Source organism: Candidatus Sphingomonas colombiensis, assembly GCA_029202845.1.
Classification (GTDB): domain Bacteria; phylum Pseudomonadota; class Alphaproteobacteria; order Sphingomonadales; family Sphingomonadaceae; genus Sphingomonas; species Sphingomonas colombiensis.
In genome coordinates this window covers 1,280,190-1,303,609 of the sequence record CP119315.1, presented here as the reverse complement: position 1 = coordinate 1,303,609, position 23,420 = coordinate 1,280,190, and the positions used below count along the sequence as shown (strand labels likewise).

At 60.9% G+C, this 23,420-nt stretch carries 24 protein-coding genes and 1 tRNA gene; 14 read left to right on the top strand and 11 right to left on the bottom strand.

Annotated elements, in window-relative coordinates; genetic code table 11:
• Positions 1–31: 31 nt before the first annotated feature.
• From P0Y64_06155 to P0Y64_06130, 6 genes are all read right to left on the bottom strand, one after another.
• Entirely contained in the window at positions 32–940 is a 909-nt protein-coding gene (locus tag P0Y64_06155; GenBank protein ID WEK44386.1) for a glycosyltransferase, read from the bottom strand.
• Between the two features lie 17 nt (positions 941–957).
• Positions 958–2,001 (bottom strand): EpsG family protein, encoded by a 1,044-nt coding sequence (locus P0Y64_06150; protein WEK44385.1) that lies wholly within the window; start codon positions 1,999–2,001, stop codon positions 958–960.
• A gap of 1 nt (position 2,002) precedes the next feature.
• Positions 2,003–2,632: a hypothetical protein gene (locus tag P0Y64_06145; protein ID WEK44384.1), complete on the bottom strand. Its 630-nt coding sequence runs from the start codon at positions 2,630–2,632 to the stop codon at positions 2,003–2,005.
• Between the two features lie 44 nt (positions 2,633–2,676).
• Entirely contained in the window at positions 2,677–3,282 is a 606-nt protein-coding gene (locus tag P0Y64_06140) for a methyltransferase domain-containing protein (GenBank protein WEK44383.1), read from the bottom strand.
• Between the two features lie 44 nt (positions 3,283–3,326).
• Positions 3,327–4,226, bottom strand: a complete 900-nt coding sequence (locus P0Y64_06135) for a glycosyltransferase (GenBank protein ID WEK44382.1) — start codon at positions 4,224–4,226, stop codon at positions 3,327–3,329.
• Between the two features lie 76 nt (positions 4,227–4,302).
• On the bottom strand, positions 4,303–5,784 hold the full coding sequence (locus P0Y64_06130) for a glycosyl hydrolase family 28-related protein (protein ID WEK44381.1): 1,482 nt from the start codon (positions 5,782–5,784) through the stop codon (positions 4,303–4,305).
• Positions 5,785–6,022: 238 nt separating this feature from the next.
• Between P0Y64_06130 and P0Y64_06125 the strand changes: the two genes are divergently transcribed.
• The 7 genes from P0Y64_06125 (at position 6,023) to P0Y64_06095 (ending at position 14,874) form a co-directional block, all read left to right on the top strand.
• The gene (locus P0Y64_06125; GenBank protein WEK44380.1) at positions 6,023–8,023 is read left to right on the top strand and encodes a nucleoside-diphosphate sugar epimerase/dehydratase; all 2,001 of its coding nucleotides are present in this window, start codon (positions 6,023–6,025) and stop codon (positions 8,021–8,023) included.
• Complete coding sequence (locus P0Y64_06120; protein ID WEK44379.1) at positions 8,023–9,438, top strand: O-antigen ligase family protein; 1,416 nt, start codon at positions 8,023–8,025, stop codon at positions 9,436–9,438. Before P0Y64_06125 ends, P0Y64_06120 begins: the two co-directional genes overlap by 1 nt.
• A gap of 48 nt (positions 9,439–9,486) precedes the next feature.
• On the top strand, positions 9,487–10,200 hold the full coding sequence (locus P0Y64_06115) for a polysaccharide export protein (protein ID WEK44378.1): 714 nt from the start codon (positions 9,487–9,489) through the stop codon (positions 10,198–10,200).
• Positions 10,201–10,349: 149 nt separating this feature from the next.
• Positions 10,350–12,437: a polysaccharide biosynthesis tyrosine autokinase gene (locus tag P0Y64_06110; GenBank protein WEK44377.1), complete on the top strand. Its 2,088-nt coding sequence runs from the start codon at positions 10,350–10,352 to the stop codon at positions 12,435–12,437.
• Positions 12,434–13,651, top strand: coding sequence for a hypothetical protein (locus P0Y64_06105; protein ID WEK44376.1), 1,218 nt, complete (start codon positions 12,434–12,436; stop codon positions 13,649–13,651). The genes P0Y64_06110 and P0Y64_06105 overlap by 4 nt, the downstream gene beginning before the upstream one ends.
• A 13-nt stretch (positions 13,652–13,664) precedes the next feature.
• Entirely contained in the window at positions 13,665–13,982 is a 318-nt protein-coding gene (locus tag P0Y64_06100) for a hypothetical protein (GenBank protein ID WEK44375.1), read from the top strand.
• A 131-nt stretch (positions 13,983–14,113) separates the two neighbouring features.
• Positions 14,114–14,874, top strand: a protein-coding gene (locus tag P0Y64_06095) for an IS5 family transposase (GenBank protein ID WEK44374.1) whose coding sequence is annotated in 2 segments (ribosomal slippage) — positions 14,114–14,450 and positions 14,450–14,874 — 762 coding nt in all. Because the reading frame shifts where the segments join, the coding sequence is not laid out codon by codon here.
• 402 nt (positions 14,875–15,276) lie between these two features.
• On the opposite strand, the gene P0Y64_06090 is transcribed toward P0Y64_06095, so the two are convergent.
• Positions 15,277–15,507, bottom strand: coding sequence for a hypothetical protein (locus tag P0Y64_06090; protein WEK44373.1), 231 nt, complete (start codon positions 15,505–15,507; stop codon positions 15,277–15,279).
• A 110-nt stretch (positions 15,508–15,617) separates the two neighbouring features.
• Between P0Y64_06090 and P0Y64_06085 the strand changes: the two genes are divergently transcribed.
• Positions 15,618–15,863: a helix-turn-helix transcriptional regulator gene (locus P0Y64_06085; GenBank protein WEK44372.1), complete on the top strand. Its 246-nt coding sequence runs from the start codon at positions 15,618–15,620 to the stop codon at positions 15,861–15,863.
• A gap of 242 nt (positions 15,864–16,105) precedes the next feature.
• Here P0Y64_06085 and P0Y64_06080 read toward each other — a convergent pair.
• Positions 16,106–16,180: transfer RNA gene (locus P0Y64_06080), tRNA-Gly, on the bottom strand.
• 121 nt (positions 16,181–16,301) lie between these two features.
• Here P0Y64_06080 and P0Y64_06075 point away from each other — a divergent pair.
• From P0Y64_06075 to P0Y64_06050, 6 genes are all read left to right on the top strand, one after another.
• Positions 16,302–17,012, top strand: coding sequence for a response regulator transcription factor (locus P0Y64_06075; GenBank protein WEK44371.1), 711 nt, complete (start codon positions 16,302–16,304; stop codon positions 17,010–17,012).
• Complete coding sequence (locus P0Y64_06070; GenBank protein ID WEK44370.1) at positions 17,009–18,367, top strand: ATP-binding protein; 1,359 nt, start codon at positions 17,009–17,011, stop codon at positions 18,365–18,367. The genes P0Y64_06075 and P0Y64_06070 overlap by 4 nt, the downstream gene beginning before the upstream one ends.
• Positions 18,368–18,496: 129 nt before the next feature.
• The gene (locus P0Y64_06065) at positions 18,497–19,345 is read left to right on the top strand and encodes a TorF family putative porin (protein WEK44369.1); all 849 of its coding nucleotides are present in this window, start codon (positions 18,497–18,499) and stop codon (positions 19,343–19,345) included.
• Between the two features lie 133 nt (positions 19,346–19,478).
• A complete protein-coding gene (locus tag P0Y64_06060) occupies positions 19,479–20,375 on the top strand; it encodes a tetratricopeptide repeat protein (protein ID WEK44987.1) in 897 nt (298 codons plus the stop codon).
• Between the two features lie 2 nt (positions 20,376–20,377).
• The gene (locus P0Y64_06055) at positions 20,378–20,983 is read left to right on the top strand and encodes an LON peptidase substrate-binding domain-containing protein (GenBank protein ID WEK44368.1); all 606 of its coding nucleotides are present in this window, start codon (positions 20,378–20,380) and stop codon (positions 20,981–20,983) included.
• Complete coding sequence (locus P0Y64_06050; GenBank protein ID WEK44367.1) at positions 20,980–21,156, top strand: Trm112 family protein; 177 nt, start codon at positions 20,980–20,982, stop codon at positions 21,154–21,156. The genes P0Y64_06055 and P0Y64_06050 overlap by 4 nt, the downstream gene beginning before the upstream one ends.
• Here the strand turns inward: P0Y64_06050 and msrA are convergent.
• The 3 genes from msrA to P0Y64_06035 all read right to left on the bottom strand — a co-directional run bounded on the left by msrA (position 21,140) and on the right by P0Y64_06035 (position 23,370).
• The gene (gene msrA, locus P0Y64_06045; GenBank protein WEK44366.1) at positions 21,140–21,796 is read right to left on the bottom strand and encodes a peptide-methionine (S)-S-oxide reductase MsrA; all 657 of its coding nucleotides are present in this window, start codon (positions 21,794–21,796) and stop codon (positions 21,140–21,142) included. The genes P0Y64_06050 and msrA overlap by 17 nt on opposite strands.
• A 36-nt stretch (positions 21,797–21,832) precedes the next feature.
• Positions 21,833–21,973, bottom strand: coding sequence for a hypothetical protein (locus P0Y64_06040; protein WEK44365.1), 141 nt, complete (start codon positions 21,971–21,973; stop codon positions 21,833–21,835).
• Positions 21,974–22,170: 197 nt separating this feature from the next.
• Positions 22,171–23,370: a pyridoxal phosphate-dependent aminotransferase gene (locus tag P0Y64_06035; GenBank protein WEK44364.1), complete on the bottom strand. Its 1,200-nt coding sequence runs from the start codon at positions 23,368–23,370 to the stop codon at positions 22,171–22,173.
• Positions 23,371–23,420 lie beyond the last annotated feature (50 nt).

Sequence of the window (23,420 nt, the reverse complement as noted above, 5' to 3'; positions counted from 1 at the left end):
GGGCTTGTAGACATTCTGGGGCTGGCAGCCTTTAGAACAGGCCGGTAGCGATCGCTAGCCGGAGCATCAGGACGTCACGAGGGCGCCGCCGTAATTGTCTTGCATGTGCCAGCAGCCAAAGCCGGTCCGTGAGATTGCCCCGCGCCACCCGCCGCACCAGCACTTGCTCCTCGGTCGACAAGTCCAACTGCGAGGCGATCCAGAGCACATGGCGGCGATACCAGCGTGCCCGGAGCAGCTTGATGCGCGCGGCGACACTCTGCAGGCCTGTCTGGGCCCCATATACATTGGCACTGTGTTGGCGATAGAGAAGCAAGGCGGCATCGTCATAAACCCAGCCAAGCTCACGGTTGCGCGCAAAGGCATAGATCAGCCAGTCGTGCGAGATTCCGTAGTCGACGGGGTACTCCAAAGTAGCGAGCCACGGCCGAATGGCATCGGCGGCAGCCCGGCTGAGAACATAGGTGCACCCGGCTGAGGCGCCTTGGAAAAAGTGATCGAAACGCTGGGGGGCGCCTTGTTTGAGCAATAACCATGGTTCGCGCAGGCCTTCATTGTCGAAAGCGGTCAAATTGGCCGAATAACCCCCCGCGCGCGCAATCGTGATCCGCTCTATCGCCCTGCGCAGCTTATACGAAAGCCAGAGATCGTCTTGGTCGGCCAAGGCAATATAATTGGCGTCCCCGAAGTCCACTGTTTCGAGCATTCGCAGGAAATTGCGCGCTGCCGAGCCTGTTGAGATGCCTTGCGGATCCACCACCTGGACGCGGGCATCGCGTCGCGCCTCCGCGGCGATGATGTCGGGGGTCGCGTCCAACGATACATCATCCCTAATAAAAAGCTCAACTTCAACATCTTGCTGGTTAAGGATTGTTGCAATCTGGTCGGCGATAAAGTTGGCGCCATTGTAGCTAGCCATTAAAACGCAGATGCGGGGCATGGGGCCTTCTTGCGGTTTCATATGTATACCTGATCAAACTGAAAGACGAATAATACCGCGCAGGCTAATATGAAAAGAAAGGCCACAGGACCCTTTATGCCGAATTTTTGCCATGGAAACAAAGAAATCATGGGAATTAGAAAAAATGGTGCTTGACGGAAGGCTGCGACCGGAGAAAGCGCCATAAACATAGACAAATATACAAATGAAGACGATATAACGTAAATTATTATGCTTTTTGCGCGATCATCTAAAGATATCAAAAAAGATATGGTCAATAATACTACGAATACCATAAACACATAATGACTGATACTTGTAACATGATTCGTCGGAAGAACTTCGTCCGTGTATGCTATATATTTTGAAAGATAAGATGTGCTTTGAATTAAGGTGATTGGGGCTGATGTTATCTGCGGAAAGATTGCCGTGGCAACCAGTAGCGATGAAATGGCGATCGCCAATATCCAGGCGGCCCGTTTTCCCCTGAGGGATTGAGGAAGAAATTTTTGAAAGTAAAGCAAGAGCATGGGGGGGAGGGCGAGTAAAGTCGATGCATGAAAAAGGAAGGCGACCGCAACGTAAATCCATGCGCGCGGATCGCGCCGCATTGCACGAAAAACGCTTGCCGAAATGAGGAAATACGCGGGTGTAGCACGAAGGGTTACGAACGCTAAAACTGGCCCCAGTATACAGAAGAAGAAAAATATAGATTGCCAAGACGAGATTCTTGGAGGAAATGAAATAATAAGCAAGAAGATGAATGTGATTCCAAGAATATAATGGGCTATAAAAACGGAAGATTGCACTGATGGTTGAATTAAATGAATAAGAATAAGGTAAAAATTTGAAAATGCTTCGAAGTACCACCAGTTTGCTGGTGGGAAATGAATAAGTTGATCAAGATACAAAATATACGTATCGACGTCGGCAAAGTTGCCTGGTTTTGTTGTTAGCCATACCGCGCCAATGCATGCGCCGATTGCTGCTATGGCCACCCAATATCCGGTGTTGGTGGTTGCAAACGAGCTTCGGGCAGGAACCCTCTCTTCACCAATCACTTTAGATTGCCTTATAAATCAGGAAGCACAGCGCGGCTGAGAGGCCGAAGGCTAGCGCGCGCCCCATGCTGTAGCTGGGCAGAGTCCGCGCAAGATCGCCTTCATCCAAGGAACGGAACAGCCGCTGGTCGACCATGAACAGCAACATGATCGTGCCAAGCGCGTTCACCATTTGCCCCACATAGGACAGCGACATTCGGTATTGCGGCACGAGCACGGCCAGCAAAAGCGGTAAGCTTATCCCGATTCCAAAACACAGCGAGGCAATCGCCGAGGAGGTAACAATTCGGCGCTCCATTTGAGGGTGTGGCACCCCGTCATAGGGGCCGGGCTTCGGCAGAAGCAAAATGCGGGTCATGACCGCAACGGTCAGATGCGTAATCGCCCCTCCCCGAAGCAGCAGGAGATGGGCAACACACGTGCCGGCGAAACCGATCGCCAGCGTCGCAGCGACATGCTGTGCAGGTGCGCCGTTCTCGATCCCGAAAGCAATCAACGCGTTATACGCAAGGGAAAAAAAACGGCCGAAGTAAAGATAGATGTTTGAACGACTGACATAGAGACCGATCGTTCCCGGAGTGCACGCGCCCTTGATCCACCAGGATGAGGATTCGACAATAAAGCCGGCCATCATTGCCGCCGCCGCAACGGCGAAGGTAAGAATGAGTGGGACCGTCACTTGGCGAAGATGAACAAGTTTTGCAGGGCAAGGAATTCGGCGGGGGCAATCCGCGCGAGCATGGAAGGCACGAGTCGCCCTGATCCTCGCCAATCCTTGAGAGTGAAACCGGCCCGGGTTGCTAGTGCGACCACATCCTTTTTGCAGAACCAGCGCAAGTGCGTGCGATCGAACAGGCCGGCCTCATCGCGCGGGAAAGTTCCGCGCACGAAGATATGATAGGCAGTGCGGATTTGACGGATGTTGGGAACCGACAGCGCTAGGAGTCCGCCGGGGCGCAGCATCATGAGGAGCACGCGGAAGAACTCCTCGGTCTGCTCGACATGTTCGATCACGTCATTGGCTACGATCAGGTCGAAGCCGTCCTGCGGTAAGCGCGCCACCACTGCGGGATCGGTGATAGATCCCTCGACGAAGTTGTCGAAGGTGGGTTCGGGGCGCCGAACATCTACCCCCCAAATCTCAGCCTGACGATCTTCGCCGAGCTTGTGCAAAGTAGGGAAATCGCCGCCGCCCACTTCCAGAATGCGCGAGAAGTTGCGATCGGGAATCAACGCGACGACGTCGAGGCGAGCATTGGTGTAATAGATGTCCGGTTTCATCGACAAACGGTCCTCAATGGCCAGTCTTCAAGGGCGGGCCGCTTCTACTCAAATCGGCCCGCAGATACGAAGCGTGGCGAGCGTAAGCCATCGGCAAATGCCCGTAATAGATTGCGCATCGAACGGGGCCTGTCGGCGCTGAACAACAGATAGACGGGCATGCGGTAGACCAGCTTCAAGAGTTCGCTCGCGCGCCAACGAAGCGGTATATAGCTTCGACCTGCCAGCCAGAGCGTATTGCGTACGATGAAATAGTGCCGCGCCGCAGACCGGTGAATCGGCTTGAAGCGGCCGAAAAAGTTGATCGCGCCTTCGCCCATGTCGTGTTCCATGACGATGCCTGGCGAAACTACCGTCTCGAAACCGCAATTGCGCGCTCGGAAGCACCATTCATGGTCGATCCCGTCGATGAACAGGTCTTCCCACATCGGACCAACTTGGTGCCATGCCGCGCGCGGGATGAGCGTGCCCGACGTGGCAAGCGTACCTCTTGTTGCCTTATGCGGATCGCTTGAGCCGACATTGGCCCCCGCCAGCTTGCGGTCGACCAACGCCGGGGCCACGCAGCCGATTCGTCGTCCTGCGGCCGCCAGTTCTGCCGCCACGGCAATTAGGCGGCCGCGCATCGCGGCGTGGGGCCGGCTGTCCTGATCGAGCAGCAACACGTAATTGGCTCCGCGCTCCATTGCAGCGGCGAGACCCTGATTGAGTGCGCGCGCCAGACCCGGATTGTCGACGTTGCGGATGTAGAATATGCAGTTTTTTGCCGGGAGAAGCTTTGAAAGCGCGTCGTCGTACCCATTGACGACTGCAACCACCTCCTGCCCCCAATCGGCCATTAGCGTAAGGTTCGCGATATCGTCGGGGCCCGGCCGGAAGAGAACCACGACAGTTGCGGACGCATCGCTGACGCTGGGTGCTGGTGACACAGGATCAATAGGCATGGGCAAACCAATCAGAGTCGTAGAGCAGATCGTGTTGTAAGGGATCGACAGGCGGCTCGCTGGCGCTTTTTGAAAGTTACGTCAATGGTACGCGAACTGCCGGCGGCATTGCCGTAGCGGCGAAATCCCAGGCAAAGGTGTACCCAAGCCGCACCGTGCGCTGCGCGCTGGCAGCAGTGATAAAGATAGCCCACCGCCGAGGCTCCATGCGCTCAAGCCGAGCGGTGTAGGGAGGGGCAGCCCGTGTTACACTGGGGGAATTAACATCTGCTGTCAGGGTGACGGAAATGGGATCGCTGGTTCGGTCTGTATCAGGAAGCAGAGTCAGGTTCGCGTGCAGTCGCCAGGACGGATCGGCAGAGGTCTCGATAACAAGGGCGGGCTGGTCTGGGCGGAGCGTACGTGGCTGGGCCATGAGACGCCCTGACTGAGCAGCGCCCTGAACCAGCACCTCCCCGGCGAAAATGCCGCGGTTATTCCCCTCGAGCATGACATGTCCCCCGACGGGCATGGGGTGAAGGCTCACACAGTCGCGGAACACGGTCATTGTGTCACCCATATCCCAGCGGAATGCACGGAGCGCACCTCCGCCTAGGCTCGTGCCGGAGAAATGGCAGGACTGAAATACGACGGGGCCATCGATGCGCCGAAAGCGGGCGAGAAACTCGTGAACATTCTCGAAAAAGCAGCCAAGGAAGAGGATGTTGCTCCCATTCTCGATATCGATGCAGTAGCGGCCCCGGCGGCCGCTGCCCTCAAAACGGCTACCGACAATGGTGACCCCGTCTGCGCCTCGCAGGAAGATCGATCCCTCGGAATGATCGATCCACTCAGATCCGTCCGCGTAGAAGCAGTTGGTTCCGGTCCCTGCGACGCGGATACCCCATGGAGCGCTGCCGAAAATGCAGTTGGAGATCTTGACGGTCTGTAGAAGTTTGTTTGCCTCAATATTGGCCACACCTTGCATCAGCATGCTCACATTTTGAAGGCGAAGGTCGGCGTTCTCCTCCTCTGCATCGAGCCTGATACCGTGTGACCCGCCAAAGAGCGCCAAATCCTGAATCCGTGCGGCAATAAGGCCGGTGCGCGCTTGATTCACCAAGATCGGTTTGTTGAACGCGCTATCATTCTGGCTGTTCAAGACCGAGCTGCCGCCCTCACCCGTCAGGCAGAGATGGTTAGGCAGCGCAATGCTGTCGCTTCGGCGGAAATTGCCGGCAGGAATGAACACGCTCCGGGGGTATTGGTCCGTTTGTTGTGCGCGGGCGATCGCTTTGCGGATCGGCTCTATATCATCGGTCTGGCGGTCTCCCTTTGCCCCGAAGCGGCGGATGTCGATGCGCTCTGTCGCCGCAAGCGTCGGCGCGTCAGTCTGGCTTGCCGCGACGCTTTCGCGCGAAAGCCAGATTGCGCCGTTTGCTGCCAGTGCCGCGCCCAGAAGCTTGCGGCGCCCAGGCTCCGGCGCTTCGTGCGGCTCGGTTCGAGGTTTCTTGAACCTGCGACGAAAAGGGTCGAATTTGCGGACGATCAGGCTTCTTAGTATCCCGTTGGAGAACATGTCATTATCCTATCCATCGCAGGCGGACTTTATCTGTTTCGCCCAGATGTGGTAGCGACAGAAGTAGTCGATCTTGCATTAACACGCCTATCTCGTTGCCGAAGAGGTCCTCGGGCGCGACGGCCCGGGGCGGGGCGGGTCGATGCGACATCCATAGGGTAGGAATAGTCCAGCTCTTGGCCTAAGGCGTTCCGATCTATCGGTCGGACGCGCGCTAAAGTGGGGAGCATAGAATAGCATGCGGTTAATTGCCGACTCTCTTCTGGCGCTACCTCGGCCTTTGAAGCGGCTGATCGCGGTTGGCGTAGATGTCGCACTATGCGCGCTTGCGGTCTGGATTGCCTATTGTCTAAGGCTTAGTGAATGGGCGCCGATGAGCGGCCACCCACTGGTTGCGATCTCCCTGTCCGCGATGCTTGCAATCCCGGTGTTTTCGGCATTCGGCTTGTATCGCATCGTTTTCCGCCATGCGGGCGCCGACACTTTGGGTGCATGCGCCTCAGCCTGCGCGGTCTATGGTCTCGGCTATTCGGCCTTCATCACGGCCTATGGTTTCAAAGATGTGCCGCGCACCGTTGGGCTAATCCAGCCGGTATTACTGTTCCTCGCCGTATCCTTCTCCCGCGTCGTAGCGAGCATGATGCTTGGGGATCGGTACCGCCGCATCAGCAGTGCTGAACCGCGTAAGCGTGCGCTGATCTATGGTGCCGGGTCAGCTGGAAGGCAACTTGCTAACGTCATGGCGAATAGCCGTGAAATGGAGATCGTCGGCTTCCTAGATGACGATCGTTCGCTGCATGGTAGTCGCATCTCCCGTTTGCGCATCTATGACCCGGGCGGGATGCACAAGCATATCGACGATCTGGAAATCGCCGAAGTGCTGCTGGCGATTCCCTCCGCTGGGCGCGCGCGCCGTAGCCAGATTGTCGACGAGCTCAAGACGATTGGCGTCGGGGTGCGCACGCTGCCTGGTTTGCTCGATCTCGCCCATGGCACTGTGCACGCCAATGATTTGCGCGAGGTAACCATCACCGATCTGCTGCAGCGCGATCCTGTATCGTATGAAAGCAAGCTGTTGGCGGAATATATAAAGGATCACGTAATCCTGGTGACGGGCGCCGGCGGATCGATTGGCAGTGAGCTCTGTCGTCAGATCATTGGCATGAATCCGCGGCGGCTATTGTTGGTCGATTCCAGTGAATTCGCACTTTATTCGATCCACCATGAGCTCGCTCCGCTAGGTGGGGACAGGTTGGTTCCGCTGCTTGCCTCCGTGATTGATGTGCAGCGGATGGAATCGATCCTGCGGACGTGGCGGCCGCAGATGATCTTTCATGCGGCCGCATTCAAGCACGTCCCGCTTGTCGAGCATAATCCCCTCGAGGGGTTGAGGAACAATGTTCTTGGCACCGCGACCGTGGGGCGGCTCGCGGCACGCTACGCGGTCCCAGATTTCGTGTTGGTGAGTACCGACAAGGCAGTCCGGCCGACCAACGTCATGGGAGCCTCGAAGCGCCTTGCCGAGCTCGTCCTCCAAGGGCTGAGCGCAACCGTGGATCCGCAGCAGACGTGTTTTTCGATAGTCCGTTTCGGCAATGTGTTAGGGTCGAGCGGATCGGTGGTGCCCTTGTTCACTCGCCAGATTCAATCGGGCGGGCCCATCACAATAACGCATCCCGACATTACCCGCTATTTCATGACAATACCCGAGGCGGTCAATCTGGTGCTTCATGCTGGGGCCATGGCCACGGGAGGCGAGGTGTTCGTTCTCGATATGGGAGAGCCTGTCCGCATTTATGATATGGCGCTCAAGATGATCCATCTGTCGGGTCTCATGCCGCGCGACGAAATGCATCCCGATGGCGATATCGAAATCCGGATCACCGGCCTGCGGCCCGGCGAGAAGCTGTACGAAGAACTGTTGATCGGTGATAATCCCAAATCCACCGCGCACCCGCGCATCATGAAGGCGACGGAGCACAGTCTACCATGGGATTTGCTGGATCACGAACTCGGACATTTGAGCGGAATGATCGAAGCGGGCGATGTGGTGGGGGCACGTGCCTTGCTGTCGAAATTGGTGATTGAGTTCATGCCTAGCAGTGACATTGTCGATTGGGTCGAGCTGGCTTCCCGGCAGCCTGAACGGGTTGCGATCGCCGTCCCAAACGCTCGGAAGCTGAGGTCGGTGCGGGGCACGCATGCCCGCGCCCTGGCACATGACAGCGGAGCGCGTTGATGGGCACCCGCTTGCATTCACCTATGTCCGGCGAAACAGCACAAACCCGATTGATCCGATTCTTCGAGCTTCTTCGCGAAGACAGGGCCTTTTTGTTGCTTTGCGTTCTACTCTGCGTCCTTTGGGTGGCCGGAGGTGCATCGCGCGAGGATGCTCTGGGGCAAGCAGTCGTTCGGAGCGCGGCATGGGCGGTGTTGATTGGAGCGGCGTTGTTCGGGCGTCGGCCAACATTTGACCGATTAATGCCTGTCCTCGCCTTATTAAGCGTCGCGGCCCTGCTTCCGATATTACAGTTGATCCCTCTGCCGCCTGCTTTGTGGCAGGCCTTGCCGGGCCGAGATGCTTTTGTCTCGGCGGCGGAGGGCGTGGATCAGCCGTGGCGACCCTGGTCGCTGGTGCCTGGCGCGACGTGGAATGCGGCCGCTTCCTTGGTCGTCCCAGCCGCGGTTCTTTTGCTAATTGCGCAGATGCGCAAGGAGGGGCGAGCGAACCTGCCCGAGCTGTTATTCGGGCTGGTCATTGCCTCTCTTGTCCTAGCATTGGTCCAGGTGTCCGCTGGCGGCTCTCGTAATCCCTTCATCAATCAAACGACCGGCCAAATCGGAGGGCCATTTGCCAATCGTAACCACTTCGCGCTTTTCATGGCCTTGGGTTGCCTGATCGTGCCCGTCTGGACCTTTCGAGCTACAAAAGCGCCGAGTTGGCGAATACCGGCCGCAGTTGGACTGTTGCCCCTGCTCTTGCTTAGCATCCTTGCCAGCGGATCCCGTGCCGGATTGCTGCTGGGAGGGGCCGGCCTGGTTTTGGGGCTTGCGCTGGTGCGCGACGAAATCCGGCGTGCGCTGCGCCGCTATCCACGCTGGGCGTTTCCCGCAGTTCTGGCCGGCATACTGTTGCTCGTGGCGGCGTGCGTGCTCCTGGCAGTTGCGACAGATCGGGCGGTATCGATCCAGCGTATCTTGGCCGAGGATAGCGCGCAGGATATGCGGCGCCAAGCATTGCCGGTGGTGATCGACATGATCGGCGCCTATTTCCCCTTCGGTTTTGGCCTCGGCGGCTTCGATCCCCTGTTCCGCGTCCACGAGCCCCTGGCGCTTCTCAAGCTGACCTACTTCAATCACGCGCATAATGATTTTCTCGAGATAGCGGGGGGGGCAGGGGTGCCTGGCATCCTGGCGTTGGTTGTCGCGCTTGGATGGTGGGCATGGGCGAGCTTTAACGCTTGGCGGCCTAGTGAGGCGCGTAGCGCTACGGCGCGGCTGGGATCGGCGATGCTGCTGTTGATATTCATCGCCAGCCTTTTCGACTATCCGGCGCGCACGCCCATCATTATGGCTGTCATCACGATTGCAGGCATCTGGTTGACAGAAGCCGGGCGCGGTCGGCGCGGCGCTGCTTTACCCATGTCTGGGTAGCATCTATAGCCCGGTGGCTTTCACCTAAATTCGGAACTTCCCGAGCGCATGCGAAAAACCTGTATTGCTTTACTGCTGGCGACGACTCTGTCCGGCTGCCTGACTGGCCGGCCGCAGCTTGAGTCCACTTCGCGCTTGACTGTCGTCCAGGACATTGAAGCGCTGCCCGCTCCAGATCGCAACGATTTGACGGCGCCAGATCGCCGCTCGCTGATCGGACCGCTCGACACGATCCAGGTTGACGTCTTCAATGTTCCTGAACTGAGTCGCGAATTGCAGGTAGATGCGAGCGGGAAGATCGCGATGCCACTGGTGGGCACGATAGATGCCCGCGGCAAGACTTCAGCCGAATTGGCCACCGCGATTGAAGGCGCATTGCAGGAGCGGTATGTTCGTAACCCGAAGGTTACCGTCAATATCAAGAGTTCGGTCAGTCAAGTCGTGACGATCGACGGGCAGGTAGTAGAGCCCGGCCTATATCCTGTGACCAACCAGATGACACTGATACGCGCTATCGCCTCGGCGAAGGGGTTTTCTGAATTCGCGCGACAGGAAGACGTGGTGATCCTGCGCACAGTAAATGGACGCAAAATGGCGGCTCTGTACAATGTCGCCGCGATCCGACGTGGTGCGTATGACGATCCGCCAATCTATGCGAACGACATCGTCGTCGTCGGGGATTCCCCTCAGCGGCGGATGTTCCGTGACTTCGTATCGCTCTCGCCGCTGCTTGCAGCGCCTCTCGTTGCGATCCTGCGATAAGGCGGCTTGAAATGAATATCGCATCTTCCCACTTTCAAGGTGATCTGGCGGTGGTGGGTTCGCAAGCTATCCAACCGAGAACCGTCGAGGCGGAGCAATCGGCTTTGTTGCGCCGCTACCTTCGGATTGCGGTGCGGTGGCGCCATGTGATGCTCGGGATCATTGCGGCTTGCATTCTGTTGGGCTTGATCGTCACGCTCCTGATGACGCCTAAATTCACCGCAATAACAACGGTAGAAATCTCACGTGAATCGAACCGTGTCACCGACATCCAGGGCGTAGAGCGCGAAGCCGGTGTTGCGGATCAAGAATTCTACCAGACCCAATATGGGCTATTGAGATCGCGTCAGTTGTCCGAGCGGGTGGCGCAGCGGGTTAATCTGATTGACGATCCGAAATTCTTCGAGATGTTCGGTGTCAAGCGTGATGGCCCGGCGTTTCAGCTGGTCAATGGCCGCTATATCGCCGCAGGGCGCGCGGCACGGCAACGCATAGCTGGCGAAGTCCTTATGGATCATATCGGCATCGAGCCGACGCGTCTTTCGCGGCTGGTGGACATCCGCTTCACCAGCCCCGATGCCCAGCTTTCCACCAAGGTCGCGAACGCCTGGGCCGAGAATTTCATCCAGACCAACCTGGAGCGCAAGGTCCAGGCGACCTCCTATGGCCGCGATGCCTTGCAACGCCAGTTGGTCCAGCTCAAGGAGCGGCTCGACCAATCCCAGCGTCAACTAGTCGGTTATGCTTCCGCCCAGCGGATCATCAATTTGCCGCCGCAGGCCGGTGGCGACGGACGGATGACGTCTGAACGTTCGATCGTGGCGGATGATCTGGTATCGCTGAATACAGCGTTGTCGCAGGCGACGGCGGACCGGATTCAGGCAGAAGCACGCTATCAGCAAGCCGGGCGCGCTGGCGCTTCGATCGAGGCTTTGGCAAACCCGGCGATCAACGGACTGCGCCAGAAGCGCGCCGAACTGGCTGCCGAGTATCAACGGCTGATGCTCCAGTTCGAGCCTGAATATCCTGCCGCCAAGTCTATCAAGACCCAGCTCGATCAGTTAGACCGCAGCATCGCACGCGAAGAGGGCCGGGTTTCCAGCGCATTGGGGGCCGCTTATCGCGAAGCGTTGGAACGTGAGCAAGCTCTTGCCGCCAAGGTGGAGCAACTGAAGGCGAGCTATCTCGACCTGCGTCGGCGCAGTATTCAGTACAACATATATCAGCAGGAAGTGGATACCAACCGAGCCCTCTATGATGGGGTGCTCCAACGATTCAAGGAGATTGGCGTCGCGGGTGGCGTGGGCGTGAACAACGTCTCCGTCGTTGATCCGGCCGATGTTCCGCAGAAGCCCTCAAGCCCGCGGTTGCTGCTGAATCTCGCGATTGCGCTCTTGGCGGGACTGGGTTTAAGCGCCCTCGCAGCCTTTGCACTGGAGCAGATCGACGAGGCGATCGCCGATCCGGGCGAGGTTGAGCGGCGGCTCGGCCTACCGTTGCTCGGTTCGGTGCCCAAGGTAGAGAACAGCACGCCCAAGGAGGCGCTGCTCGATCGCAAGTCCGACCTGTTCGACGCCTATCTCGCAGTGCAGACAAACCTTGGCTTCACCACTGAACATGGCGTACCGCGCTCCTTCGCCGTCACCTCGACGCGACCGGCGGAGGGCAAGTCCACCACCTCGCTTGCGCTCGCTACCACGCTAGCGCGCGCGCATCGCAACGTTATACTGATCGATGGCGACATGCGCTCGCCGTCGGTGCATCACCTAGGTGGCGTGGCTCACGATCGGGGATTGAGTAATTTCCTGTCGGGCGAGGACGATTTCGCCTCGCTGACCTTCCCGATGAGTGATCTCGGCTTCACCGCCATGTCGGCCGGACCGATTCCGCCTAATGCGGCCGAGCTGCTAACGGGCAACCGCCTGTCGCTGCTGCTCGAGCGTCTGCTGGAGATGTACGATCACGTGGTGATCGACTCCCCGCCGGTGATGGGGCTCGCCGATGCGCCGCTGATCGCGAGCCGCGTCGAGGGCGTGATCTTTGCCGTGGAATCGCACGGCATACGCTCCAGCCTCGTCAAGACCGCGCTGGGCCGGCTCGCCAGTGCCAATGCCCATATCATCGGCGGCGTGCTCACCAAGTTCGAGGCGCGCAAGGCGCATTACGGTTATGGTTATGAATATGGCTATGGTTATGGCCGCGACGGCAAGGTCGACAAGGCGGCCCGCGGCGGATGAGGCGCCGCGATGGGATCCTGCTGCGCCGCTCCGCCGGTGAATGGGGCGCCCGCATAGCGCTGGCGCTGTTCGCCGCGATGGTGGGAGCATGGTCGGTGATGCAGTCGCTGGCCTATTCGGAACGCGGCGTCACGCCAGAGCTGGCGCATCGGCTCGCGCCGGGAGATGGACGGATTACTGCTCTCCTCTCCGAAAAACTCTCCGGGCCGGAGGCGACAACGGCGCAGCGTGCTGAGGCTGACGGGCTGGCACGGTTGGCGTTGCGGCAGGATCCGACCGCGGTGCCGGCGGCGGCGACGCTCGGGATCGACGCACAGATCCGGGGCGATACGGCACAGGCGCGGCGAGTCTTCGCTTACGCCCAGATGCTGTCGCGGCGCGACCTGCGCACCCAGCTCTGGGCGATCGAGGACACGGTGTCGCGTGGAGACGTGGCCGAGGCGCTGCGACAATATGACATAACGCTGCGCACCTCGACCTATGGGTCGGACCTGCTTTTCCCGGTGATGGTAAATGCGATTGCGGACCCGGCTATCCGCAATGCGCTGATCCACACGCTGGCCGCCCGTCCGGCATGGACCCAGTCGTTCATTGAATATGCCGCGAACGGTGCCGATCCACGTACGGTGTCAACTCTGTTCGCTGGATTGCGACGCGTCGGCGTACCGATTTCCGGCAATGCGCGCGCGGTGCTGGTCAATGCGCTGCTGAAGGATAACTTTTATGACGAGGCGTGGGCCTATTATGCCTCCATCCGTCCGGGTGCGGACCGCCGTATGTCGCGCGACCCGCATTTCACCGCCACGTTAGATACGCCGTCGCCGCTGGATTGGGTCGCGATCAACGATGCCGGAATCTCTGCCGTGATTCAGGGCGGGGTTTTCGATTTCTCAGCGCCGGCCAGCGTCGGTGGGCCAATGCTACGGCAGATGCAATTGCTGCCGGTCGGCAATTACGTACTTCGGGGGCGCAGCCAGAACCTGGACCAGCCACCCGGCTCGCGGCCTTACTGGACATTGACCTGCCAGGACGGGCGCGAACTGGGCCATGTCGAAATACCTAATTCGGCGCAGGGCGGCGGCAATTTCACCGGCCGGTTTAGCGTGTTGGCGGGATGCGCGGTGCAATATCTGATGCTCGTTGCCCGTTCCTCCGATGCGGTTGCAGGGGTTAGCGGGCAGATTGATCGGGTTCAGCTAGCGCCGGCGCGGTGACGAGGGAAAAGTGATGGTCTTGCGTGCGTGCGGTTCGACGTTTGCGGTGCTGGTGCTAATGGCCGGGGTGTCCCCCGTGTTAGCGCAAGAGGTGAAGGGCGGCCATGTAGCCGGCTCGGCGGTTGGCGAGGCTGGGCAGCGCCAGACAAAGGAGCAGGGCGTGACCGGTATCAAGCCGATGGCGCGGATCAACAGCCGTATCCCGAACCGTGTACAATCGCGCATTGGCAACCGGATTGACCGTTATTACGATCCTTATGCCAATGCGACTTCGCCGTTCGCGACCGCCGGCGATCAAGCGCGTACGGCAGGGAAGCCGCGCGGTCGTTGATTCGCGGAATCTCTTTCGCGTTTCCCGCTCGCCTGAGTACTCGTATGATACCGTCCTTTATCGTGCATTAGGGTCAGGACCTATTGATATGATCGGCGCGATCTGATTCCGTCTCTCTGAGGAGACTGGATTTGAGCGATCTTTACTGGCCGACGGACGAGCAGATGGCGTGGCTTGAGCCGTATTTTCCGAAGAGCCACGACAAGCCCCGGGTTGACGATCGACGGGTGTTGAGCGGGATCATCTTCGTCAATCGCAACGGGCTGCGCTGGCGGGATGCGCCGAAAGAGTATGGACCGCACAAGACGCTCTACAATCGCTGGAAACGGTGGGGTGACAAGGGCGTCTTTCTTCGGATGATGGAAGGTCTGGCTGCGCCTCAGGCTTCCGAGCGCAAGACTGTGATGATCGACGCGACCTATTTGAAGGCGCACCGCACGGCTTCCAGCCTGCGGGCAAAAAAGGGGATGCGGGCCGCCTGATCGGCCACACGAAAGGCGGCATGAACACCATGCTTCATGCCGTTACCGATGCGAACGGCCGCTCTTTGAGCTTCTTCATGACCGCAGGCCACGTCAGTGATTATATCGGTGCCGCCGCTCTGCTCGATGAGTTGCCGAAGGCCCAATGGCTGCTCGTTGACCGGGGCTATGATGCCGACTGGTTCAGGGACGCCTTGCAGGAAAAGGGCATCACGCCTTGCATCCCGGGCCGAAAATCCCGGAACAAGGCCGTCAAATACGACAAGCACCGCTACAAACGCCGCAACCGCATCGAGATCATGTTCGGGCGCCTCAAGGACTGGCACCGTGTGGCCACCCGCTATGACCGATGCCCGATTGCCTTCTTCTCCGCCATCGCACTCGCTGCCACCGTCATCTTCTGGCTGTAATCAACGAGTCCTGGCCCTAGGGCGCAAATTCTATTTATGATGTTGACCCGCTTTTCATCGGAGAAATTTGTTTCTTCATTGTTCACCGTTGCCGTCAATAAGATTTGACTTCCAACCGCTTCCACTTTTGAAATGATCGTAGTATTATCAATGGTAACGGGTGTGCGTGCGGTCACCGCTGCTTCCCGGAGGCGGGTTTCTAGTTGGATGGAAGAAATTGGGGGCTGCTGGCCCGCGCTCGGCGTTGGAGTCGCTGTGCTGCCATATGCTGGGGCCGTTGATCCAGTGGGGGGGGGCATGATCTCGCAACCTGGCCACCTAGTTCCATCCGTCCCTTGTTGATATGCGTAGAGCATTGCGCCTTTGCAGTCGCCGTCAGCAAGCATTTGGCCTATTTTTTTTCTAAAGCGATTTTTCTTTCGCTCCCATGATCATGGTCCCGATCGCTTCGCCAAGCGCGTATCCACCGTCGCCCGTGCTCACGGTGTCGCAGTGTACCATGCCGCCGCCCATCGCCATGCAGTTAGAGCTGCTCGTCTGAGCGTGGGCTTCGCCGGCTGCGGTGATCGCCATTGCGCCTATGGCTGCGTGAACGCCCATACGCAGGCGGGCAATTTTCAGATTGCGACGCACGGCTACCTCCACCCTGTTCAAGTCATATCGGAAGCAGAATAGCTCAGAGCGCTTAATGAGGTATAAAAGCCCGTGGACCGATAGTCCGCATTTGCGGCCTAGCCCGCTCGATGGACGAGAGGCAAATCCTCCGTGAATTAGGCCGGCGAATCAGGGCGCAGCGCAAGCGTATTGGCCTTACGCAGGAGCAACTCGCGTTGCTCGCAGAGGTCGATCGGTCTTATTTCGGTGCGATCGAACGCGGCGAGCGGAACGTGACCTTCACCACGCTCAATCGTCTTTGCATTGCGCTACGATGCGATCTCGCGACCGTTGCGGGCGACATGCCCTCTTCGGGGCGGTCGTCAGGTTCTTGACCGCTGCAGGAAGAATTTTTTCTAAATTTTTTCTTGAGCGAAAAGGTGGGCTTGAAACGCGATTCTTTTGCGCCGGGTTTCTGCCCCTCCCCCCCCCGTGGCGGTCCCTTGCAAATCCGAAAGCGAGAGGGCGCTCACTCTTGTGAGTTGCAAAACCTCGAGTTTGAGAGGCGAGTTTGTGGGATATGGTGGGGTGGCGTATGTGCCACGGTCCGCATGCGCGGATAAGTCTTTGAAAAGACTGGAGCGGGCGAAGGGATTCGAACCCTCGACCCCAACCTTGGCAAGGTTGTGCTCTACCCCTGAGCTACGCCCGCTCTGGCGCCTGTCCCGGAAGCCTCCGGGGTGGGTGAGGCGCGGCCACTAGCAGCCGTTTTTGGTCTTGCCAACCCCCTCGTTGCGTTGACCGTGCATCTCCTTCGCGATTAGGCCCGCGCGATGACCGCTCCCGTGATCCTGCTCGTCGAGGACGATCCTTCCCTGCGCATGCTCACGGCGCGCGCGTTGCAGGAAAATGGCTTCGTCGTGCGCCCGGCCTCTGCCGCGCCGGAAATGTGGCTGGCGCTCGATTCGGGGCCGGTCGATCTCGTGCTGCTCGACATCATGTTGCCCGGCACCAGCGGAATCGATCTGTGTCGCGCGCTTCGCCAGAAAAGCGATGTGCCGATCATTTTCATGTCGGCGCGCTCCAGCGAGACGGATCGCGTCGTCGGGCTCGAACTGGGCGCGGACGATTATATCGGCAAGCCGTTCGGCGTGCGCGAGCTGGTCGCGCGGGTGCGTGCGGTGTTGCGCCGGCCCGCGCTCGATCGCCGATCCCGCGTGAGCGGCGAGGGGATGATGCGATTCGAGGGCTGGGCGCTCAATCTGCCGCGCCGCGAGCTGCTTTCGCCGACCGGGGCAGTGGTCGATCTTACGGGAGCGGAATTCGATCTGCTGGTGGTGCTGGCGGATCATGCGCAGCGCGTGATCGCGCGCGAGCGGCTGATCGAGCTGTCGCGCACGCGGCTCGGCGACAGTTCGGATCGCTCGATCGACGTGCTGGTCAGCCGTCTGCGGCGCAAGTTGTCGACGGCGGGTGATGCCGCGCCGATCATCACGGTGCGTGGAGTGGGCTATATGCTCAACGCGCCGGTGGAGCGCAGTTGAAGCGGCTGATTCTCTCGACGGGGCTGTTGGGGCAGGTCGTCGCGATCCTGCTGCTGACGATGCTGATCGAATTCGGCGTCTCGACCCTGCTCTATGAGCGCGCCAGCCAGTTTTCGGTGCGCGACGATGAGGCGCGGCGGCTGGCCGAACATCTCGTCATCAGTCGAAGGCTGATCGAGGAACGGGCGCCGGCCGGGCGTGCGGCGATGGCTTATGCGCTGACCACGACGCGCTATGCGATGCGCTGGGATCAGGCGCCGCCGCGCCGCGCGCCGCTGGCGCCTCCGCTCGGCGAGATGCGGCGCCAGATCCTCGCATGGGAGCCGGGGTTGCAAACCGGCGATCTGCGTGTCCTGCTGACCTCACCGGGCGGCGGCGCGGCGGCGGTGACGGGCGGATTGCGACTCGCGGACGGCAGCTGGCTCTATTTCCGCACGCTGGAGCCGTTGACGCGGCTGACCTTCGGGTTCGAGCGAATCGCCTTCGCGCTGGTGCTGGCTTTCGCGCTGATCGCGATCGGCGGGCTGATGCTGCGGCGTATCCTGCTGCCGCTGCGGCGGCTGGCGGCGGCGGCGGACCGGATGGGGCGCGATCGCGTCGATCCTGTGCCGGAGGACGGCCCCGGTGAGGTGCGCCGCGTTGTCGGGGCGTTCAACCGCATGCAGGCCCGTATCCGCGCGCTGATCGACACGCGGACACAGGCGCTGGCCGCGGTTGGGCATGATCTGCGCACACCGCTCGCCCGGCTGCGGCTGCACGCCGAATCGGTGCCGGACGTGGACGCACGGGATGCGATCGGGCGCGACGTGGCGGAGATGGAGGCGATGATCGCGTCGCTGCTCGCCTTTCTGGGCGGAGAGAACGATCCCGAAGCGCCCGTGTCGATCGATCTGGCGGTGCTGTGCGCGACACTGGTGGACGATGCGAGCGACGCAGGGCGGGTGGCGGAATATATCGGCCCGGATCATCTGGAGCTGCCGCTGCGCCGTTCCGGCTTCAAGCGCGCGCTGACCAACCTCGTCGATAACGCGCTGCAACATGGCGACCGCGTTACGATCGCGCTGGAGAATGGCGGCGAAGCGGTGAAGGTGCGAGTGATCGATGATGGGCTCGGGATACCGGTGGATCAGCTCGAATCGGTGATCCAGCCTTTCGTCCGGCTCGATCCCGCGCGGTCCCGCGATACGGTAGGGTTTGGGCTCGGGCTGGCGATCGCCGCGCAGGCGGTGGAGGCAGAGGGCGGCACGCTGACGCTCGCCAATTGCCAGCCGCATGGGCTGGAGGCGACGATCAGTCTGCCGTGGCCGATTCATCACACCAACGGCGGCACGCGATTCAGCAATGTTTTGACATAATCCAGCAACATTTCAGAAAGAATGCTGCACTAGCGTAATTACTACCGACCAGTCGCGGCCCGTCCCCATGGGATAGAGAGCAACGGCGGACGGGAAAGCAGGAGGAGCCTCTGATCAACAGGAGGTTCCATGAAGACGTTTCAGCTTATTTCCGCGTTTGCGTTCACCGTCGTGGCCGTCCCTGCCGCAGCGCAGGAAACCGCGCCGCCAAAGGACGTTACCGTCACCGGCAGTGTCGGCGTGGTCAGCGATTACCGCCTGCGCGGCGTGTCGCAGACCGACAAACATGCCGCCGTGCAGGGTGGCTTCACCATCGCCCACAAGAGTGGCTTCTATGTCAGCACCTGGGCATCGAACCTGGCCGGCTGGGGTACGTTCGGTGGGGCGAACATGGAGCTGGATCTGATCGGCGGCTACAAAAGGTCGCTGGGTAGCGGCATCTCGATCGATGCCGGGCTCACCTGGTATATGTATCCGGGCGGCGCCAACAAGAGCGACTTCGGCGAGCCGTATGTGAAACTGTCTGGCACCGCGGGCCCCGCCACCGTGCTGGTCGGCGTCGCTTATGCGCCCAAGCAGCAGGCGCTCGGCAAATGGTATAACGATGCGGCGAGCTACGCGACCGGCATCCCCGACCATCCCAACGCGAAGAACGACAACCTGTATATCTGGACCGATCTGTCGGCGGCGATCCCCTCGACCCCGCTCACCGCCAAGGCGCATCTCGGCCATTCGGACGGCAACAACGGCCTCGGCCCGAACGGCACCAGCGCCGCGCCGACCGGCCATTATTGGGATTGGATGATCGGCGCAGATTTCGCGGTGAAAGGCACCCCGCTGACGCTGAGCGCGGCATGGATCGACACCGATATCAGCCGCAGCAAATCCGCCTATCTCTTCCCCAATTTCGCTTCGACCAAGGATGGCAGCTCGATCGCCGGCTCGACCGCGCTGTTCTCGATCACGGCGGCGTTCTGATTGTCGCGGTGCCGGTGGGGCGGCACCGCAGCATAATCTGATGTTTCCGGCCGGCCGGGGGTTTGCTTCCCCCGGCCGGTCCCCACATAAGGGCGCACCAATCAAGTTGGAGCGATCCTTGGCAACCCTGGGTATGAGTGAAGCGGAAAAGGCGGCGGTGCAGGCGTTCCGCGCCGACGTGGTCGAACCGTCGATGACGAAGCTCGTCATCATCGATTTCTGGGCGGAATGGTGCGGGCCGTGCAAGGCGCTGGCCCCCGTGCTGGAGAAGGTCGCCGCAGCATATGCCGACAAGGGCGTCGTGCTGGCGAAGATCGATACCGACAAGAATCAGTTCATCGCCGCGCAATTCCAGGTGCGTTCGATCCCCACCGTCTATGCGATGTTTCAGGGGCAGCTCGTCGCGGATCTCACCAGCGCGCGCACCGAATCGCAGCTGCGCACGATGCTCGACCAATTGCTTCGCCAGCTCCCGATCACGGGCGAAGCGCAGCAGCAGGAGGCGGAGCTCGAGCCGCTGATCGCGATGGGCGAGGAAGTGCTGGCGGCGGGCGATGTAGAGCGCGCGCTGTCGATCTTCGATCAGCTGGCGGAGATGGCGCCGGACAACCCCGCGGTCGTTTCGGGCCGCGTTCGCGCGCTGGTCGCGGCGGGCGATATTGAAACGGCGGAGGCGATGATCGCCGCGCTGCCGGAGGAGATCGCGAAGCTGCCTGAGATCGAGCGCGCGAAATCCGCGCTCGCGCTGGCGAAATCCGCGCCGGTCGTGTCCGATCTCGCGCCGCTGGAAGCGGCGGTGGCGGCCAATCCGGGCGATCTTCAGGCGCGCTATGATCTCGCCAACGCGCAGATGGCGGCGGGGAGCCGCGATGCGGCGGCCGAGGGCTTCCTCGGCATCGTCGCGACCGAGCGCGACTGGAACGAGGGCGCCGCGCGCCAGCAATTGCTGAAGCTGTTTGAAGTGGTGGGGCTGGAGGATCCGTGGGTCTCGCAGCAGCGCCGCAAGCTTTCCGCGATCCTGTTCGGCTAGTCATGGCCCGGCTGTCGATCTTCCCGCTCGCCGGCGCGATCCTCTTTCCGGGGATGCACTTGCCGCTGCACATCTTCGAGCCGCGTTATCGGGCGCTGGTATCGGATGCGATGGCGCGCGATCGGCGGATCGGGATGATCCAGCCGCGCGGCGAAGGCGATCCCCCGCCGCTTTTCGATATCGGCTGTGTCGGGCGCATCACCGATATCGAGATGCTGGACGACGGCCGTTCGAACATCGTGCTCGAAGGGCTGTCGCTGTTTCGCGTGACGCGCGAACTCGAAGTGACGACGCAATTCCGGCAGGTCGAGGCGGAATTGCTGGCGGTGCCGGCGGACGACACGCTGTCGCTCGCCGCGCGCGCCGGGCTGGAGATCGAATCGAAGCGCTTCGCCGAAGTGCAGGGCTATGCGGTTGACTGGGACGCGGTCGGGCGGCTCGACGACGCCAGCCTGGTCAACGGCATCGCGCAGATCGCACCATTCGATTCGGCGGCGAAGCAGGCGTTGCTCGAAGCGCGCACAGTTGCCGAGCGCGCCGAACTGGTCGTCCAGCTCCTGCAATTCTTCGGTCGCCACGACGGCGAGGATCGCGTGACGCTGCAATGATCGACGCGTGGCTGCTTGAACGACTGGTCTGCCCCGTGACGCGTCAGCCGCTGCGCTATGACGCGGAGGCGGCAGAGCTGGTTTCAGACGCCACCGGTGTCGCCTATCCGATCCGCGATGGAGTGCCGGTGCTGCTGATCGAGGAAGCGCGCCCGCTCACTTCACGAGATTAGGGAAAGCGGCGCGGAACGCGGCAACCTTAGGCTTGTCCCAGCGGACGATATAGGGATTGGCCGGGTTGCGATCATAGAAATGCTGGTGGAAATCCTCCGCCGGGAAGAAGCCGCCGCCCTCGATCCGGGTGACGATCGGGCGCGGCCATGCATGGGTCTGGCCGAGCTGGGCGATATAGGCCGCCGCCACGGCGCGCTGCGCGTCGGATTGCGGGAAGATCGCGGAGCGATAGCTCGGGCCGCTATCCGGCTCCTGCCGGTTGAGCTGGGTGGGATCGTGCGCGACCGAGAAATAGACGCGCAGCAACGTGCCGTAGCTGATCTGCTGCGGATCGAACACGATCCGGATCGCCTCGGCATGGCCGGTGCTTTCACCTGAGACCGCTTGGTAATTGGCGCTGCCCGCACTGCCGCCAGCATAGCCCGACGTGACGGAGCGCACGCCCTTCACGCGCTCGAACACCGCCTCCATTCCCCAGAAGCACCCCCCGGCGAAGACTGCTGTCTGCGTGCCGGGCGTGGCGGGAACGTCGCGGGCGGGCGGCGGAATCGCCACCGCGCGCTCGGCGGCGCTGGCGGGGAGGGAGGTCGCAGTGGCCAGAAACGCGGCCACGGCAATTGCGGGCAGGGAGCGGTTCATGCCCCCCAATATAGGGTGTTGCTCAGCGCCGCGCTATCACCGCGCGACGATGTGGGTCGGCGCAGCAGGCGGGGGCGTGCTGGCGGAGACCGGATGCAACGCGAACAGACCCACCGCTCCGATCATGAAGCCGCCTGCGAATTGCCACAGGAAGGTGGATTTGAGGAAACGGGTCATTCGCGTGATCTCTTCTTGAATCTGCTCAGGGCGACAGGTGGGGCGCGCCCAGCCATCGACAAGGAAACTTATACTTGGGGCCGCTGAACCTTGGCTGGCGCCGCCGTTCATCCGGCAGCAGGCAAATAGGTACTCGCGGGTTGCCGCGGTATTTCAACAATCGAAACGCATTGTTTCGTTGTTGAAACCCGCGAGCTTCAGCGCAGCGCGGCGCAGGCCGTCTGGATGCGCTCGCACGCGTCGCGCAGCACGTCCTCGCCGGTGGCGTAGCTGATGCGCATCGCCGGGGAGAGCCCGAACGCCACGCCCTGCACCGCCGCGACGCGCGCGTCGTCGAGCAGATAGCCGACGAAATCGCTGTCGTTCTCGATCTTCTTGCCGCCCGGCGTGGTCTTGCCGATCACGCCCGATACCTCGGGATAGACGTAGAAGGCGCCTTCCGGGCGCGGGCAGGTGATGCCGACGGTCTGGTTGAGCATCGACACGACGAGATCGCGGCGCGACTTGAACGCCGCATTGCGCTCGATCAGGAACGATTGATCGCCGTTGAGCGCCGCCGTTGCAGCCGCCTGCGCGATCGAACACGGGTTGGACGTCGATTGCGACTGAAGCTTGGCCATCGCCTTGATCAGCCACGGTGCACCGGCCGCGAAGCCGATCCGCCAGCCGGTCATCGCATAGGCCTTGGAGCAGCCGTTGACGGTCAGCGTGCGATCATAAAGCGACGGGCAGACCTCCGCGATCGTCGCGAACTGGAAATCGTCATAAACGATATGCTCGTACATATCGTCGGCGAAGATCCACACCTGCGGGTGCCGTTCGAGCACCTCGCCCAGCGCCTTCAGCTCGGCCGCGGTATAAGCGGCGCCGGTCGGGTTCGACGGGGAGTTGAGGATCAGCCACTTCGTCTTCGGGGTGATCGCGGCTTCCAGCATCGCCGGGGTCAGCTTGTAACCCTGCGCCGCGCCGGCAGCGACGATCACCGGAGTTGCGCCGGTGAACTGAACCACGTCCGGATAGCTGACCCAATAAGGCGCGGGGACGATCACTTCGTCGCCCGGGTTGAGCGTCGCGACCAGCGCGTTGAACAACGTGTGCTTGCCGCCCACGTTCACCGAGACTTGCTGCGCGGTGTAATCAAGGTTGTTGTCGCGCTTGAACTTGGCGACGATCGCGTCCTTCAGCTCGGCCGTGCCATCGACATTGGTATATTTCGTCTTGCCGTCGCGAATCGCCTGGATCGCGGCTTCCTTGACGAAATCGGGCGTGTCGAAATCGGGCTCGCCCGCGCCCAGCCCGATCACATCGACCCCGGCACGCTTCAGTTCCAACACCTTGGAGGTGATCGCCAGCGTGGGCGAAGGGCTGATGCGGTCAAGCGCGGCGGAGGGCTTCATGTCGACGGGCCTCGTAAAGTTTCGCGGAGCTGCGGCGGCGCAGCCCTGTT

Coding starts and splice junctions, on each gene's coding strand:
- P0Y64_06135 (WEK44382.1), bottom strand. CDS start 4,226: ATGCCTATTGATCCTGTGTCACCAGCACCCAGCGTCAGCGATGCGTCC.
- P0Y64_06140 (WEK44383.1), bottom strand. CDS start 3,282: ATGAAACCGGACATCTATTACACCAATGCTCGCCTCGACGTCGTCGCG.
- P0Y64_06155 (WEK44386.1), bottom strand. CDS start 940: ATGCCCCGCATCTGCGTTTTAATGGCTAGCTACAATGGCGCCAACTTT.
- P0Y64_06050 (WEK44367.1), top strand. CDS start 20,980: ATGATCGACGCGTGGCTGCTTGAACGACTGGTCTGCCCCGTGACGCGT.
- P0Y64_06120 (WEK44379.1), top strand. CDS start 8,023: ATGGGCACCCGCTTGCATTCACCTATGTCCGGCGAAACAGCACAAACC.
- P0Y64_06085 (WEK44372.1), top strand. CDS start 15,618: ATGGACGAGAGGCAAATCCTCCGTGAATTAGGCCGGCGAATCAGGGCG.
- P0Y64_06105 (WEK44376.1), top strand. CDS start 12,434: ATGAGGCGCCGCGATGGGATCCTGCTGCGCCGCTCCGCCGGTGAATGG.
- P0Y64_06040 (WEK44365.1), bottom strand. CDS start 21,973: ATGACCCGTTTCCTCAAATCCACCTTCCTGTGGCAATTCGCAGGCGGC.
- P0Y64_06055 (WEK44368.1), top strand. CDS start 20,378: ATGGCCCGGCTGTCGATCTTCCCGCTCGCCGGCGCGATCCTCTTTCCG.
- P0Y64_06125 (WEK44380.1), top strand. CDS start 6,023: ATGCGGTTAATTGCCGACTCTCTTCTGGCGCTACCTCGGCCTTTGAAG.
- P0Y64_06115 (WEK44378.1), top strand. CDS start 9,487: ATGCGAAAAACCTGTATTGCTTTACTGCTGGCGACGACTCTGTCCGGC.
- P0Y64_06065 (WEK44369.1), top strand. CDS start 18,497: ATGAAGACGTTTCAGCTTATTTCCGCGTTTGCGTTCACCGTCGTGGCC.
- P0Y64_06100 (WEK44375.1), top strand. CDS start 13,665: ATGGTCTTGCGTGCGTGCGGTTCGACGTTTGCGGTGCTGGTGCTAATG.
- P0Y64_06075 (WEK44371.1), top strand. CDS start 16,302: ATGACCGCTCCCGTGATCCTGCTCGTCGAGGACGATCCTTCCCTGCGC.
- P0Y64_06145 (WEK44384.1), bottom strand. CDS start 2,632: ATGGCCGGCTTTATTGTCGAATCCTCATCCTGGTGGATCAAGGGCGCG.
- P0Y64_06130 (WEK44381.1), bottom strand. CDS start 5,784: ATGTTCTCCAACGGGATACTAAGAAGCCTGATCGTCCGCAAATTCGAC.
- msrA (WEK44366.1), bottom strand. CDS start 21,796: ATGAACCGCTCCCTGCCCGCAATTGCCGTGGCCGCGTTTCTGGCCACT.
- P0Y64_06110 (WEK44377.1), top strand. CDS start 10,350: ATGCTCGGGATCATTGCGGCTTGCATTCTGTTGGGCTTGATCGTCACG.
- P0Y64_06060 (WEK44987.1), top strand. CDS start 19,479: ATGAGTGAAGCGGAAAAGGCGGCGGTGCAGGCGTTCCGCGCCGACGTG.
- P0Y64_06035 (WEK44364.1), bottom strand. CDS start 23,370: ATGAAGCCCTCCGCCGCGCTTGACCGCATCAGCCCTTCGCCCACGCTG.